Raw genomic sequence first — 13,223 nt, 5'->3', positions numbered from 1 at the left:
AAGTGACCAGGACCACCACTGCCCGTCCTCGCCCACCACCCCGCCGGTCATCTAACCTGGTGACGTGCTCATTCTCGTCAGCCGTCGCCACGTGGACCTGCTCCGCGTCACGAGCATGTCCTGTCGACGCTCCGGCTGACCCTCCCCCTCCCGCCCTCCGGGCACACCCCCTCCCCCGGCACCGCAGTCCCCCGCCCACCCGTTCGCGGCGACTGCGGAGTCTCCGGCCACCCGCCGGACCCCGCCGGGGTACCGAGACCCAGCGGATGTCACCCATGACGCAGCAGGACCCCACCACCTTCACCAGCGCCCGCAGCACCGCCACCGGTCCCACCACCAGTCCCACCACCGGCCTCCCGGTGGTCGACCTCTCGCTCGCCGACGGCAGCGCGAACGACCGGACCAGGCTGCACGACACCCTGCGCGCGGCCGCGACCGAGGTCGGCTTCTTCCAGTTGACCGGTCACGGCATAACCCGGGACGAGAGGGACGCCCTGACCGGCGCGATGCGGGCCTTCTTCGACCTCCCGGAGGCCGACCGGCTCTCCGTGAGCAACCTCAACTCCCCGCACTTCCGGGGCTACACCCGCACCGGCGACGAGCGCACCGGCGGCAGCCAGGACTGGCGCGACCAGCTGGACGTGGGCGCCGAACTGCCGCCGCACGTGCCCGGCCCGGGCGAGCCCCCGTACTGGTGGCTGGAGGGCCCGAACCAGTGGCCGACGGCACTGCCCGAGCTCCGGACGGCCACGCTGGGCTGGATCGACCGACTGCGAGGGGTCGCCGAACGCCTGCTGCACGAGCTGCTGGCCGCGATCGGCGCCAAGCCGGACTTCTACGACTACGCCTTCGCCGGGCACCCGCACCTGCGCCTCAAGCTGGTCCGCTACCCGGGCACCGCGCCCGACGGCGCCGGGCAGGGTGTGGGCGCGCACAAGGACTACGGCTTCATCACGCTGCTGCTCCAGGACAGCGTCGGCGGACTCCAGGTCGAGCGCGCGGACGGCTCGTTCCTCGAGGTCCCGCCGCTGGAGGGCGCCTTCGTGGTCAACCTGGGCGAGCTGCTGGAGGTCGCCACCGACGGTTACCTCAAGGCCACCAGCCACCGGGTGGTGAGCCCGCCCGGAGCCCGGGAGCGCTACTCCGTGCCGTTCTTCTACAACCCCCGGCTGGACGCGCACATCGAACCGCTGGAGTTCCCGCACGCCCACCACGCCCCGGGCGCCACCCAGGACCCGGACAACCCGCTCTTCGCCGAATTCGGCCGGAACGAGCTGAAAGGTTACCTGCGAAGTGTACCCACCCACAAGATGGCCACTGACCTGCAAGGACGCCCGATCGTAGTCATCACTAAGCCCAACTAGGGCTGCACGAAGCCCCGCCCACGTTGCTGTGCGCGGGGCTTCGTCGTGTCCGACAGGGCCCATGACGCACCGAGCACGAAGCCCCACAGGAGTGCCTTCGCGGCCCCCTCAGAGGTCACCACCCACGGCCCAGGGCTGCGGGTGGAACTCACGGCCAGCGCCCCGCCCGGACCCCTGTAGATCACCCCGATTACGTCCGGCTCTCCGTCGGTACGGAGCATGGTTACCGTGGCCTTGTCGCCGTCCCACGCCACGCTCAGCCGGTCCGCCCAGTCGCCAGTCATGCGGACAACCTATCGACCGGCCCGGGGAGTTCGGGCAGGTTCGGCACGGCCCATTCAGCCGGGGGCCGAAATTCGATGTGCGTTCCATCGAACGGGAAAGCCCGCTCCGTCGCGAGCTTGACCAGCCGCTCACCTTCCCCCCGGATTGCGGCAGCCTGTTCGACTGTCCAATAGGCAGGGTGGCCGATCTTGGCAATGAATGACGCTTCGTCCTTCCACTCCCACCCCCCATCCGGTCGGACCGTCAGATCTAGCTCAAGGTCGGTCACGTGGATATCTGCGCCGATTCGGGACCGGTGCTCAAGGTTCACGTACCACCCCGTGAATCGGTGCTCTAGGTCGAACCGCCACCACACGGCGTGGCCCACTCCCCCAACTCCGTGCGGTTGGTAGATCAGCGCGCTATCGGGGAACCAAGTCCCTGGCTTCAACGGGTAGCCACCGGTCGGCCGGTCGGCAGGGTCTATGTCCCGCAGGTGCGCCCCCTTGGGAAGCTCTGCGCGCCACGCTGGCGAGTTACCAGCCACCCAGAGGTAAAGACCCTCTGCGGTCTCCTTAACGACCCGCAGGGGGACCACCACGCTTGTCTGACCGCCAAAGCGGAAATGCCACCTGACAACGGTTCCGGGCTCAAGGTTCATGCCGGGAGCATCCCACGTGAAAGCCCCGCCCATGCGCCACGGGGGCAACGCATGGACGGGGCCGTTCAGGGGCGGACAGCTACTCGCCGTCCCACTTGCCGGGTACCACGGTCACAGCGTCCGTGACGGTCCGCAGAAAGGCCGTGTGGCCCGACTCTGCGGTGTGCGCAGAGACAGCCTTAGTCAGGTCGTCCATGCTCGCCGGAGCGCCGTCGGTGCTCCACATGCACAGCCCCTCACCATCGGTGCACCGGGCGATGCCGACCGGGGCCGTCTCCGGGTTGTGCTTGACGTGGTACGCCCGGAAGCGAAATTGCTGCCTGACGGTCACTCCGCCACCTCCTCAGCGTCCGTGGTGTTGTCGGCCGCCACGTCGTCCCCCAGGGGCTCAGAGACCGGCTCACAGCCCGTGTGCGCGGGCAGGTAGGCCGACCGGGGCGGGTGCCCGTCCCCGTGGCTGTCGAACATGCCGGACTGCGCTCGGTGGGGGTTGTGCGGCACGTTCAGCACCCTTCCGCGCCTTTGGCGCAGCTCGGATCGAAGGATCATGGTTCGGCGTTGCAGGGCCTCAACGCCCGGCAGCTCAGCGGGCGTCAGCTCGGGCCGGAAATCAGCCACTGGTACCCCCGCGCGGGTTGGTGCACTCGTCCCAATCGGCGTGCTGGGCGCGCCACTTGGAGACCATGTTGAGGATCGTCCGGTTCTCCGGGTACTGCGCGGCCACGGCGTCGAAGCCAGCGCAGGACGGGCAGCCGTTCCCCGGCACACCAGGGGGGTTGTTCTCCGTGGCGGTAGTTTCAGGCGACGCCATGACTACGCACCTCCCCCGCATGCGAGGGGCAGCCAGAACACACGTAGCGGTAGCCCTTGGCGCGCCGCTCCGTCTCACCCTTGAGGTAGTCGGCCCGCATGGCGTCCATGTCGGCCTGGCTCGCGCGCTCGCTCTTGGGCCGCCCAACAGAAACGGGCGATCGTTTCGGGTTTCTTTCCTCCGGGGAACCCGCTCGACCGCCCGCAGTGGGCGAGTCAAGCGGCCTTCCCCGTCCCGCAGCTGGCAGCTGCGTACGGTCCGCTTGGGTCATTTGGAGTTTTTCCGCTCTCGTCGCGTGAGTGATCACTCACGGCACCGATTGGGAGACCCAGCGTAGACCCGTTCAAGCCATTGGTCCACGCAGTACGTAAGTTGATCACCCGTCAGGGCGAGAGCGGGCGCTCCGCGCTACCGCCGGTCGTGCGCCCCCTTGCCGAAGTCCTACGCGGCCCCCTGGCGGCCTCTGGCGGCCTCGCCGGACCGAGGGCCCGGGGGTACTGGTCGGCAGGCGTCAGACGGCCGCTCAGGGCCTCGGGACGGGCACGAGCCGCACGGCTTGCCCCCGGTCCGGCCGGTCATCACGGCCCAGCCCCGGATCACTTCGTCCGGCCACGTGTACATGGGCGGCAGGGCAACCATGGGGTCACCTACCGGCGCGTACAGGCCCGTGACCGCGTCGCGCTCGAAGTACAGGCTGCCGAGCGTCCGGCCCGTGTACAGGCCCCGCGCCATGAGCCGTATCTGCGGGTAGTCCACCGGGTCCGCAGCGTTGGCCGAGTCGGCTATCAGCCCCCCGTAGACCAGCAGCAACCGACATATCTCCTGGCCGGTGTATGCGTACTCCTCCACTGGTTTGACCACCTGGCACGGCGACCACTCCCAGTCCCCCACCCCACGCTCACGCGGCACTTCAAGCGCCAGTTGCACCGTTGGGCGCTCGTAGCAGTGCACGGCCTTACCACTCCTCAAACGGTCAGTTATACGTACGACGCGCACGATACGTCATGCAAGTGACAACTTGGACTATTTAGTTTCGCTAACTAAGTAGATTGAGGGCAAAAGAGAAGACCACCGCCCGAATTCGGGCAGTGGTCTTCTTGGGGCTTAGGCTGCGACGTTGGCCAAGAGAGAAGCCAGGAAGCCAGCGCCGGTCTGAACGTGCGCGACGACGGGCGCAGGCTCAACCACGGGTGCGTTCGGGTCGATGTACTTGTGCTCAACGTCCGCCCAGTCGGCCACCAGCGCGTCAGGGTCAACGCTGGTGTAACGGACGGCCGGGAACGGCTTGCGGATGGTGTCGTACTGGTAAATGTCGCGGGAGTGGTTCGGGAATGCCTTCGGCTTGCCCACGCTCGCCCGCCATACGGCAACGCGTGCCTTGACTGCCTTGGTGTGGTCCGCCTCCAGCTTGGCAACGGTCATGCGGCCGGTGCGCTCGGTGCGGATCACGATGCGCTCACCAGACAGGGTGAGGATGGTCTCGCGGAAGTCGTTCACGGCTTGCTCCGTTCGCTGTTTTGGCTGACGTCGAAGACTCTACGCAGTGCGCGCGTTCGCGCACAACCCCTGAAACCAAAAACCACCGCCCGAATTCGGGCGGTGGTCCTGGCTGCGGCCTGCCTAGCTGTTCCGGTCCTCCCGGTCCTTCTCTCGGGCCTCGCGGTCCTCCCGGGCCTCCAGCTCACGCATGACCGGGGCCATTGCAGTGACGACGCAAGCCCGGAGCCAGCGCGCGTCATCCGCCCGGAAGCGGTACACCTTGCAAACTGCACTCTCGGTGTACACGCGGATGTTCAGCCAGCCCTCCCCGTCCTCAATGCTGATCCATGCGTTGTCTACACCACCGGCAGCAATGACTTCCCTGTGCTCCAGCATGCCGCTTCTCCTTGCAATCGAAGGTGCCTTGACAATATCACCACCGAACCGACGGACAAAGCTGTCGGCCGTTACCTGGTCCCATGCACCACGAAGGACACCGTTATCCATGCGGACGACGTAAGGTGACAGTCCCCGATCGGCAGCCGACTTCATGGAGCCAGCCAGCGCGCGGTACTCGTCGCAGTAGCCACCACGACAGTCCGGGCAACTGGTGTGGTCCCGAAAGGCGTGGAACACGTCCAGGGCTTCGGCGTCCGTCTGCGGGTCCATCGTGATGGGCATGGCCGTTCCCTCTCCCCTGTCGCCTGTCTCATCAGTGCCGGGAGGCGATCCCCGGTCAGACGCTCTCCGAGCCGGTTGGCCCGGAGAGCGTTTCGACTTGTCAGCCGTAGATCACGCGGCCGAGCGTGGCCACCTGGGGAACCTGGTCCGCGCTGTCGGCGTCCAGGTCCGCATCATCCACGTTGAAGACCAGGTTCCGCGCCTCACGGACGGTTTCCTTGCCGGGGCCCTGATACTGCGGCCACTCGGTCTTGCCGCTGGCGATCTTACGAGCGGCGCGCATGAGGTCCTTGTGCGTAACAGTGAACTCCAGCACGCCGGGGCCGTCGGGGTTGTCCACCCTCACCACGGCGGACCAGCCCTCGGGCGCATCCTCCCGCATGTCGAACGAAGCGGCGACCCCCCGCCACCAGCTGTAACCGGTGCAGCCCGAGCCGAAGATGGCGTCCCAAGTGTCCTGCTGCGTTGCTGCCTTCATTAGTCTCTCCCTCTCCCTCGGCCGGTCCATCCGGCACTGAGACAACTAAAGCAGTCCGCGCGCCCACGCGCAACTACCTGGAGGGCGTGTTTTCGTACTTCGCGCAGTAGACCATGACTGACGTGGACATACGCCCCTTGGCGTCGAAGTGGTACGCCGTGGCGGTCTCGTAGTCCAGACACTTGGGGCCCGGGTCACACGCGTCTACGCCGATGATGACCAGCAGCATGGCCACGACGGCCAACGCGAAACGGCGGAGTCTGATCACAGGATCTCTCCTAGCTGGCGGTACAGTTCCTGCGCCGCCTTGTAGTTAAGGTGGATGGTGTTGGTTTGGGATGAGCCGTAGTTGTGGTAGGTGCCGGACACCAGGATGGTAGGTCGGCCCTTGGGGTCTTGAGTCGGAGCGGCCCGGCCATCCGTGAAGACCACGCCGTAATGCGTCTCTCGGTCCATATCTCTCCTTCGGTCACAAGAAAGGACCACCGCCCGAATTTGGGCAGTGGTCCTACACCTTGGGGGTGAGTCAGCGGGTGACGTTACCGAGGCTCTGGCCAGCCCGAAGAATGGTCATGATCTCGACACGCGGCCTGCGGACGGTTGCGACGGACTCACCGGCAGCGTTCTGCACGTGAACGTCAATCAGGCAGCTGGAGATCGGGGTAACGGTCACAGTGCTGCCATCGGCGGTGGTGTAGCGCATTGGTCCCCCTATGGGATGAGTGCCCACTCAGCGAGGGTGAGTGCAGACTTGGCGGAGTTGCAAGCGGTGCAGCATCCGACGATGTTGTGTTCCGCGTCGGCCCCACCCTTTGAAATCGGGTGGACGTGGTCCAGAACCTCAACCGGCCCGGTGCAGTAAGCGCATCCGGGCCAGCGAGAGAGTATTGATCTACGCGAGTAATTCGCGGGCGGTGTACGGCGATTGCGGTAGTACAGCGCCATTGTGGTGTGTATGTCTGTCACGCAGTCCCCATGTCGCCGAAGGCACCGACGACGTACAGATTCCGGAAGCGATCCTTGCCCTTGGTGCGCGCCTGCTGGACCTGGTAGGGGGTCAGGCCCATGTCGGCGGCCATGTCGGCATCGTCGGCCCCGATAACGTCGCCGTAGGACTGCACGCCCGAGAAGCCGTAGTCACGCTTGAGGACACCGGCCATGCGGTCCGAGAGCTTGTCGAGCGTTGCGTGAACGGCCTTCTTGGTCTCTGCGCGCTTGTAGTTCTCCACGTCCCGGGAGGTCACCATGTCCCCCGGTATGCCCATCTCGCTGGCGATCAGGTCCCCGAGGCTGCTCCCGTCCTCGCCAACCGGTGCGTCCAGGGAGACGGAGCCACGCCAGGCCAGCCGCGCGGCGTAGGCGGTCTGCGGGGTCATCGCGTACTTACCGCTGATGGTCTTGTCAGCGGCGATGCGCTCGGCTTCGAACTGGTCGCCACCAGCCTTGGTGAGCGCATCTTCGAAGCGGCGGGCGATCTCGTGCGAGACGCCTACGGCAGTCTCCTGGCGACGCTCCCGAGCCATGGCCCGGTCAATGTGACGGTCCATGTAGCCGGAGAACTCAACGGACGTGGTGCCTTCGAAGTTGGCAAGATTGGTCCAGACCGCGACGCGTCCAACCTGCGCGAGGTCTTCGGCAAGCTCGGCGTCGTAGCGGCCATTGATCGTGGCGTGCTGGCCAGCGCGGAAGCTGATGTGAAACTCCGTCGCCGCGATGACTTCCGACACGGCGTCCAGGTCGCTGGCCTTGGCGGCCACGATGGTCTCAAAGGGCAGGTCAGCGATGTTGCGGTAAGCCACCATGGAAATGCTCCCCTTCTTGGTTCCTACCCCCTAAGGGGTGGGAGGAATTCCTGCCCTGGACGGGCTTCCCATGGAGGCCCCCCGCGCATGCCGAACGTACACCCCACCACTGACAGTCACACATGTGACGGCTGTGTGTGTTGCTGCGTCGTCGAACATATGCCTCCCCACTGACAAGTTCAATCTTGTATTTCCCTGACACTTCGTCAGATAACAGGTAGATCAACAGGTGACTTGAAGGCCGAGGCCGGCCTCCGCCTTGAGGTCTAAGGCGTCGGCCGTCCTGCAACCTTCGAAACCATCCGTCTACACACGCGTAGACCGAGCGCGCCCACGCGGAACGCACGCGTCCACTCTTTGCCAACTCTTCACCGCCCGAATTCGGGCGGTGGCCCACCCGCACACGGAGAGTGGTGGACCACCTGCACGGTCAGTAGTCGGCCCCATATAGAGAGCCCCAAGAGCGTCCCCCGATCTCCGCTTCGGCAGCGATGGGGACGCCCATCAGGTCGAACGTCATGCACTTCTCAATCTCACGGGCTAGCTCCTCGGCCTCACCGGCCGGAACTGACGCCAAAACTTCATCGTGAATCGGGAGCCGGAGGTAGGGCAGAAGACCCGACTCCTCCATGTGAAGCATGGCTTGCCCGAGGCAGTCACGCGCTGCACTCTGAACCTGGTAGTTCACCACGGCATACGTGCGGTCTCGGTCGAGCGGGAGCCGTCGGCCAGTGATGGACACGGTGACCATGCCGTCCGCGAACGCCTCGCGCTGCCAGCGGGACGCCGTTCGCTTGATCTCCGGGTACACGCGGTGGTATCGGCCCTGCGCGTACCGAACGTCGTCCTCCGGCGCGCCAGTCTGCCGAGCGATGGTGACCGGTCCGCCACCGTAGACCGTGCCGAAGCCAACGCCCTTACAGATCTTTCGGTGCTTCTTGGTGAAGCCCTCCCCGTAGACCAGCCCCGCCGTGAAGTCGTGAAGGTCGATGCCCCGCGAGATGGCTTCCTTCATGCGCTTCACGTCGGCCAGCGCGGCTAGTACGCGCATCTCCACGGCCGCGAAGTCCGTAGACACCATGACGTGACCCTCGTCGGCCAGCAGGCAGCGCCGGATCATGAAGTCCGATGACGGGAGAGTCTGGAGTGCCGGGCCAGTCACGGACATGCGCCCGGTCCGGGCCTGGAGGGCGTTAATCATCGGGTGGACACGGCCGTTGGCGTCCACGGTGTCCAGGAAGGTGGACGCGTACGCGCTGCGCCACTTGCCCGCGCGCTTGCTTCGAACTACCGCCTCCGCCAGAGGGTTTGGCGTGCGGGAGCCGAGTGGTTCCCACTGCATATTCCGATCGGCCAGTGCCAACAGAACGGCCTTGTCCACCTTCACGGCACCGCTGGCGGTCCGCTCGGTCAGGGTCTCCCCCATGCCTAGCAGCGCCTCGGAGACCTGCCGGGTGGCGTTGATGTTCTCCACGCCGTACCGGGCGGCCACGGCCGCGAACTCCTCGGCCTCCGTACGTAGCGCGTCGTCCAGGGTGCGTGTGTACTCGGGGTCCAGCACCATGCCCGTTCGCTGCATCACAGCGCAGATGCGCGCTATCTCGTGCTCGTACTGCCGGAGCGCGTCACGCACCCCGAGGCGGTCAAGCTCAGACACCAGAATGGGCAGGATGCGCGAGCCGAGAATAACGTCAAGTCCCGCGTAGAGATTGTAGATTGGGTGGTCGAGCGGGATACGGGCCCACCCGGTTGCCTTGGTCAGACCCATGGACCGGAAGACCGCCGTAAGGTCCCCTTGCGTGTCCGGGGCGGACGGGTCGATGTAGTAGCCGGACAGAGGCTTAAGGCCGGTCCCTATGCCGCCCTCCATCGCTTGGCGCGGGTCCACCAGCGCGGCGAGGATCTTCGTGTCTATGGTCTTCGGGGCCAGCTCCTCCAGCGTGATGCCCGCGTGCGTGTCCAGCACCAGCCAGTCAAACGGCGCGTTGTGGATGGTGAACTTGTGCGCGTTGCGAAGCACGGTTAGCGCGGCCTGGCGGAAGTGCCCGCCGCGCTCCCAATGGATAACGTACGCGGTGTCCCGAGTGCCGAACTGGACCGTCCGCAGGCGGTAGCCGGGCGAGAAGATATCCAGGCCCGTGGTCTCGGTGTCGAGCGCCAGCGGACCGGCCATGGCGGAAGCGCGGGCCCATTCAAGGAACACGTCCAGGTCGGTCCGGTCCTCGGGCACGTACACCGTGACCAACTCGCCTGCTACGTGGTGTGTGTATCGCTGCATTGCCTCTCCCTACACAGAGAGGCACCGCCCGAATTCGGGCAGTGCCTCTGTTAGTTGCTGCTACTCAGCTAGTGAAGATCCCCGGGCCAGCGGCAGCCGCAGGACTCTTGCTCGCGTCGCGTACGCCGATCAGTGCAATGCCGTGCATGGTCTTCTTGCGCGTGATCCCGCGCTCCTCCATGGCGTCATAGAAGGTGCGGCGCGTCCATCGCTCCCTAGAGGGCAAGTTCTCTGCCTCGCACCACTCCAGGTACTTGTTGAAAGCGTCAGCCCCACTCATTTGGTTTCCGTCGCAGCGCTCCAGCGTTCCCGGCAGGAAGCCCGCCAGTGCGTCCGAGGTCTCTCGATACTCCTTGCTGGCACTGGTGATGACCTCCGGGTCTCCCAGCCCGTCAGCGCGCCACTGGACGGCCCCACGGACGGCCCACGCGGCGATGCCCTCGGCCTCGGCGAGAAGCTTCCGGTCCAAGCCGTAATCCCGCTCGTTCGGAGCGAAGTACCGCTGAAACGGAATCATCTTGACGCGACGCCACAGCCCCTCATCCTGGCCGCGAAACTTCGGCTTGTGATTGGTAGCCAACATGAGGAGAAACGTCGGCTTGAACTCGAAGAACTCTTGCCGAAGGAAGCGGGCAGCGATCATGTCTTTGCCGGTCACCCGCTTAAGTACCGCCTCGGACATGGGCTTACCTGACTCGCCCTCGGATGCCATGACGAGACGCGAACCGCGCAACGCTGCAACGTCGTTGGGGATGCCGCCGGACGATTTCTCTTCGAAGGTGGCGAACGGGGTTGTCTTGCTCACGTTGCGGAAGACCGCCGTAAGCGTGTCCGTGAGAACGCTCTTGCCGTTGGCACCCTTTCCCCACAGCACAGCGAAACACTGCTCGCTGGTGTGCCCGGTGATTCCGTAGCCGATCAGCCGTTGCATGTACCCCGGGAGGTCCGGGTTCTCAGGGAAGATCTCCCGGAGGAAGCTATCCCAGCGCGGACACTCGGCGTCCTCCCGGAAATTCAGGTCCAGGCAGTACGTCAGCATGTCGCGCTTGTCGTGTGGCCGAAGCTGGCCGGTGCGTAGGTCCACGGTTCCGTTGCGGAAGCTGAGTAGGTCGGGCCGGTCGTCAAAGTCGGACGCGTCCACGTGGACCGTTGGCACGGACCGAAGTTCGGTCATCAGCGCGTCAATGCGCGTGGTCATGGTGAAGCCACGGGCCTTTTGGGTGTCGCCGACCAGGACCAGCGCGGCCCCCATGCGGTGGATCTCCTGCCGGACCTTGACCTCTGAGCGCTCCCAGACAAGGCCGTTCCACACGTAAAAGCCAAGTCCCGGTGCGTACTTGATACGCCCGTCCGCCCACGCGACCAGCGCGTGAGCGTTCATCGCGTCCGACTCGCCATACCGCCCGACCAGACCAGCCAGCACACGAGCGGCCTCGCGCCCCTGCGCGCTGCTGACCACGTCAGCGCCGGTACGGTCGTCCAAGTCGGCGGCCAGTGCGGCGGCCTGCGCTTCGTGCTGCTGCTGGACGGGCCGTGCAGCCTTGACGGCCGCGTGCAGCTTGGCAGGGAAGGCGGCAGGGTCGCGCCTGCGCCAGTCCGTGAGGTCATCACCGGCCGTCGGGATGGCCAGGGTGTACACGTCGATCCCGTGCTCTGCTAGGCCATCAGCCAGACGCCGAGTGAAGCTCTGGCCCGCCGTGTCATTGTCTCCGGCCACGATGACTTGCGACCCCTTGAGGCCAGCGGCCAGCTCGGCCACCAGCTCAGGTGAGCCAGCCAGCGAGGCCCCCCGGACGGCCACGGCGTCGTACCCCACAGAAACCGCTGTGAGCGCATCCCCGGGCCCTTCGGTAACCAGGGTGACCCCGTAGCCACCCTGCCCGCGAAACACGCCGTAGGCACTCCAGCGCTGGCCCTCCGGGTTACGCAGGCCAACCCACCGGCCGGTGCAGTGGCCTGAGAGGTCACGGCCCTGGAGGCCACGCGCCACGCCCTTGAAGTCCCGCAGAGGGACCGTAAGGCGCGGGTACAGGGTGAACGCCCGAGTTAGGTACGCCATGCCCACCGTGCCGGAGTATCCGAGACCCAACTCAGTGGTCAAGTCGGCGTCCAGGCCGAAGCGGTCTTCCAGGTAGGTCCGGGCTTCCTGCGAATCCGGGTCTGAGAAGTCCCACAGAGCGGCGCTGGTCTGGTCCACGTACATGGCCAGCGCGGCCACCGGCCCGGGGCCGACCAGCGCGGGACGCTCCTTCGGCACGGTCAGCCCCTCCCCGGTGGCATCGAACAGCGCAGACCACGTGAGGCCAACGGCCTTGACTACGCTCTCAGTTGAGCAACCGGCACGGCACGTGATCCGGACCTTGTTGTCATCCCCGCGCCAAATACGAAGGGACGGGCGGGAGTCGGCGTGTGCGGGGCACAGCGCCGAGTACCCACCGTCGGACTCCTCACCCACCTGCGCGAATCGACCGAGTACGTCAGCGAACTTCACGGTTTTCTCCTTCTCTCGGTCTCAAAGGGGTGGGAGGAATTCCTACCTCCCAGACAGGAGCGCCAGCACGAGCAACCACGCCATCGAGAGGCCGAACAGGGCCACCACGAAGGCTTCGTTTTCGTCGTTCGGGTGTCTCATGCCAGCACCTTCCGTACGTCGGCCAGAATCCGAGAGAAGAAGTACACGTCACTGGTGAAGTACCAGCGGGACGTGTCGAGCCCGCGCATGGAGAGCTTGAAGCCGTAACGGGCGTACATGTCGGCCGACTTGAGACCGAGCGCCAGCCGTACGCGCGTCCAGGTGCGCACATCGAAGTGGACACTGCCGGAGTGGACACCGTGCCGCCGGAGCTTGACCACCGCCACACCGAAGGGAAAGCCTGCGTTCTTGGCTTCAACTCGGGTCTGGCGAAGCCAAGTTGGAATGGCAGACGACTTGCAGTCCTTACACTCCAGGATGAACGGCACGGCGTGCACGTCGCCCACGTCCTTGACGCCCTCCTGCGCCGGACGGCGGACGTTCAGCGGCGAGAACGGGTCACGCGGCGTCCCGTCCGAGTGTGCCAGCCCTAGATCACGGTTGAGGTAGTCACGGACGGCGGATTCCCACGCCGTCCCCTTAGCCTTGTTGGGGTTAGCCACGGTGCCTACCCTGTTGCTCCCGAAGCCACTCCCCGACGTTGGCCAGAGCCACACCGAGGAAGAATGAACCCATGGACACCAGCGCAAGCAATGCGCCAAACATCAGTCCTCCCAATGGATTTCAGCGCCACGCCACCAAGCGGTGCGCATAGCGTCCCAATACCGATCGAAGTCACGGCGCGTCTCGGCACCGCGCTGGACGTGGAGCACGTCCCCTTGCTTGAGTTTCTGAACGTCCCCGAGGGCCGTGGCCGACGTGGCGGTAATCCG

14 protein-coding genes and 1 other RNA gene are annotated in these 13,223 nt (G+C 65.8%); 1 reads left to right on the top strand and 14 read right to left on the bottom strand.

What is annotated here, in order from left to right:
• Positions 1-275: 275 nt before the first annotated feature.
• On the top strand, positions 276-1,364 hold the full coding sequence (locus P3T29_RS08470) for a 2-oxoglutarate and iron-dependent oxygenase domain-containing protein (RefSeq protein ID WP_280715666.1): 1,089 nt from the start codon (positions 276-278) through the stop codon (positions 1,362-1,364).
• 280 nt (positions 1,365-1,644) lie between these two features.
• Here P3T29_RS08470 and P3T29_RS08465 read toward each other — a convergent pair whose 3' ends face one another.
• From P3T29_RS08465 to P3T29_RS08400, 14 genes are all read right to left on the bottom strand, one after another.
• Positions 1,645-2,289, bottom strand: a complete 645-nt coding sequence (locus tag P3T29_RS08465; protein WP_280695838.1) for a DUF402 domain-containing protein — start codon at positions 2,287-2,289, stop codon at positions 1,645-1,647.
• Positions 2,290-2,368: 79 nt separating this feature from the next.
• Positions 2,369-2,620, bottom strand: a complete 252-nt coding sequence (locus P3T29_RS08460) for a hypothetical protein (protein ID WP_280695839.1) — start codon at positions 2,618-2,620, stop codon at positions 2,369-2,371.
• A complete protein-coding gene (locus P3T29_RS08455; protein ID WP_280695840.1) occupies positions 2,617-2,790 on the bottom strand; it encodes a hypothetical protein in 174 nt (57 codons plus the stop codon). Before P3T29_RS08455 ends, P3T29_RS08460 begins: the two co-directional genes overlap by 4 nt.
• Before the next feature lie 109 nt (positions 2,791-2,899).
• Entirely contained in the window at positions 2,900-3,100 is a 201-nt protein-coding gene (locus P3T29_RS08450) for a hypothetical protein (protein ID WP_280695841.1), read from the bottom strand.
• Between the two features lie 1,104 nt (positions 3,101-4,204).
• The gene (locus P3T29_RS08445) at positions 4,205-4,597 is read right to left on the bottom strand and encodes a hypothetical protein (protein ID WP_280695842.1); all 393 of its coding nucleotides are present in this window, start codon (positions 4,595-4,597) and stop codon (positions 4,205-4,207) included.
• A gap of 123 nt (positions 4,598-4,720) precedes the next feature.
• Positions 4,721-5,260, bottom strand: coding sequence for a hypothetical protein (locus tag P3T29_RS08440; protein WP_280695843.1), 540 nt, complete (start codon positions 5,258-5,260; stop codon positions 4,721-4,723).
• A gap of 17 nt (positions 5,261-5,277) precedes the next feature.
• An RNA gene (locus P3T29_RS08435) (hammerhead ribozyme type II) lies at positions 5,278-5,358 on the bottom strand.
• Positions 5,359-5,360: 2 nt separating this feature from the next.
• Positions 5,361-5,738: a hypothetical protein gene (locus tag P3T29_RS08430; protein ID WP_280695844.1), complete on the bottom strand. Its 378-nt coding sequence runs from the start codon at positions 5,736-5,738 to the stop codon at positions 5,361-5,363.
• Positions 5,739-6,002: 264 nt separating this feature from the next.
• On the bottom strand, positions 6,003-6,194 hold the full coding sequence (locus P3T29_RS08425) for a hypothetical protein (protein WP_280695846.1): 192 nt from the start codon (positions 6,192-6,194) through the stop codon (positions 6,003-6,005).
• A 70-nt stretch (positions 6,195-6,264) separates the two neighbouring features.
• Positions 6,265-6,441: a hypothetical protein gene (locus P3T29_RS08420; protein WP_280695847.1), complete on the bottom strand. Its 177-nt coding sequence runs from the start codon at positions 6,439-6,441 to the stop codon at positions 6,265-6,267.
• A gap of 259 nt (positions 6,442-6,700) precedes the next feature.
• A complete protein-coding gene (locus tag P3T29_RS08415; protein ID WP_280695848.1) occupies positions 6,701-7,540 on the bottom strand; it encodes a sigma factor in 840 nt (279 codons plus the stop codon).
• Positions 7,541-7,970: 430 nt separating this feature from the next.
• Positions 7,971-9,818, bottom strand: coding sequence for a DNA polymerase (locus P3T29_RS08410; RefSeq protein ID WP_280695849.1), 1,848 nt, complete (start codon positions 9,816-9,818; stop codon positions 7,971-7,973).
• A 64-nt stretch (positions 9,819-9,882) separates the two neighbouring features.
• Positions 9,883-12,309 (bottom strand): phage/plasmid primase, P4 family, encoded by a 2,427-nt coding sequence (locus P3T29_RS08405; protein ID WP_280695850.1) that lies wholly within the window; start codon positions 12,307-12,309, stop codon positions 9,883-9,885.
• A 137-nt stretch (positions 12,310-12,446) separates the two neighbouring features.
• On the bottom strand, positions 12,447-12,953 hold the full coding sequence (locus P3T29_RS08400; RefSeq protein WP_280695851.1) for a hypothetical protein: 507 nt from the start codon (positions 12,951-12,953) through the stop codon (positions 12,447-12,449).
• Positions 12,954-13,223: the final 270 nt, after the last annotated feature.

Source organism: Kitasatospora sp. MAP5-34, assembly GCF_029894335.1.
In the GTDB taxonomy this organism is placed as follows: Bacteria; Actinomycetota; Actinomycetes; order Streptomycetales; family Streptomycetaceae; genus Kitasatospora.
Note: the sequence above shows the minus strand (reverse complement) of the source record. Positions and strands in the feature narration are given on the sequence as shown.

Coding starts and splice junctions, on each gene's coding strand:
- P3T29_RS08470 (WP_280715666.1), top strand. CDS start 276: ATGACGCAGCAGGACCCCACCACCTTCACCAGCGCCCGCAGCACCGCC.
- P3T29_RS08465 (WP_280695838.1), bottom strand. CDS start 2,289: ATGAACCTTGAGCCCGGAACCGTTGTCAGGTGGCATTTCCGCTTTGGC.
- P3T29_RS08450 (WP_280695841.1), bottom strand. CDS start 3,100: ATGGCGTCGCCTGAAACTACCGCCACGGAGAACAACCCCCCTGGTGTG.
- P3T29_RS08440 (WP_280695843.1), bottom strand. CDS start 5,260: ATGCCCATCACGATGGACCCGCAGACGGACGCCGAAGCCCTGGACGTG.
- P3T29_RS08430 (WP_280695844.1), bottom strand. CDS start 5,738: ATGAAGGCAGCAACGCAGCAGGACACTTGGGACGCCATCTTCGGCTCG.
- P3T29_RS08425 (WP_280695846.1), bottom strand. CDS start 6,194: ATGGACCGAGAGACGCATTACGGCGTGGTCTTCACGGATGGCCGGGCC.
- P3T29_RS08420 (WP_280695847.1), bottom strand. CDS start 6,441: ATGCGCTACACCACCGCCGATGGCAGCACTGTGACCGTTACCCCGATC.
- P3T29_RS08415 (WP_280695848.1), bottom strand. CDS start 7,540: ATGGTGGCTTACCGCAACATCGCTGACCTGCCCTTTGAGACCATCGTG.
- P3T29_RS08410 (WP_280695849.1), bottom strand. CDS start 9,818: ATGCAGCGATACACACACCACGTAGCAGGCGAGTTGGTCACGGTGTAC.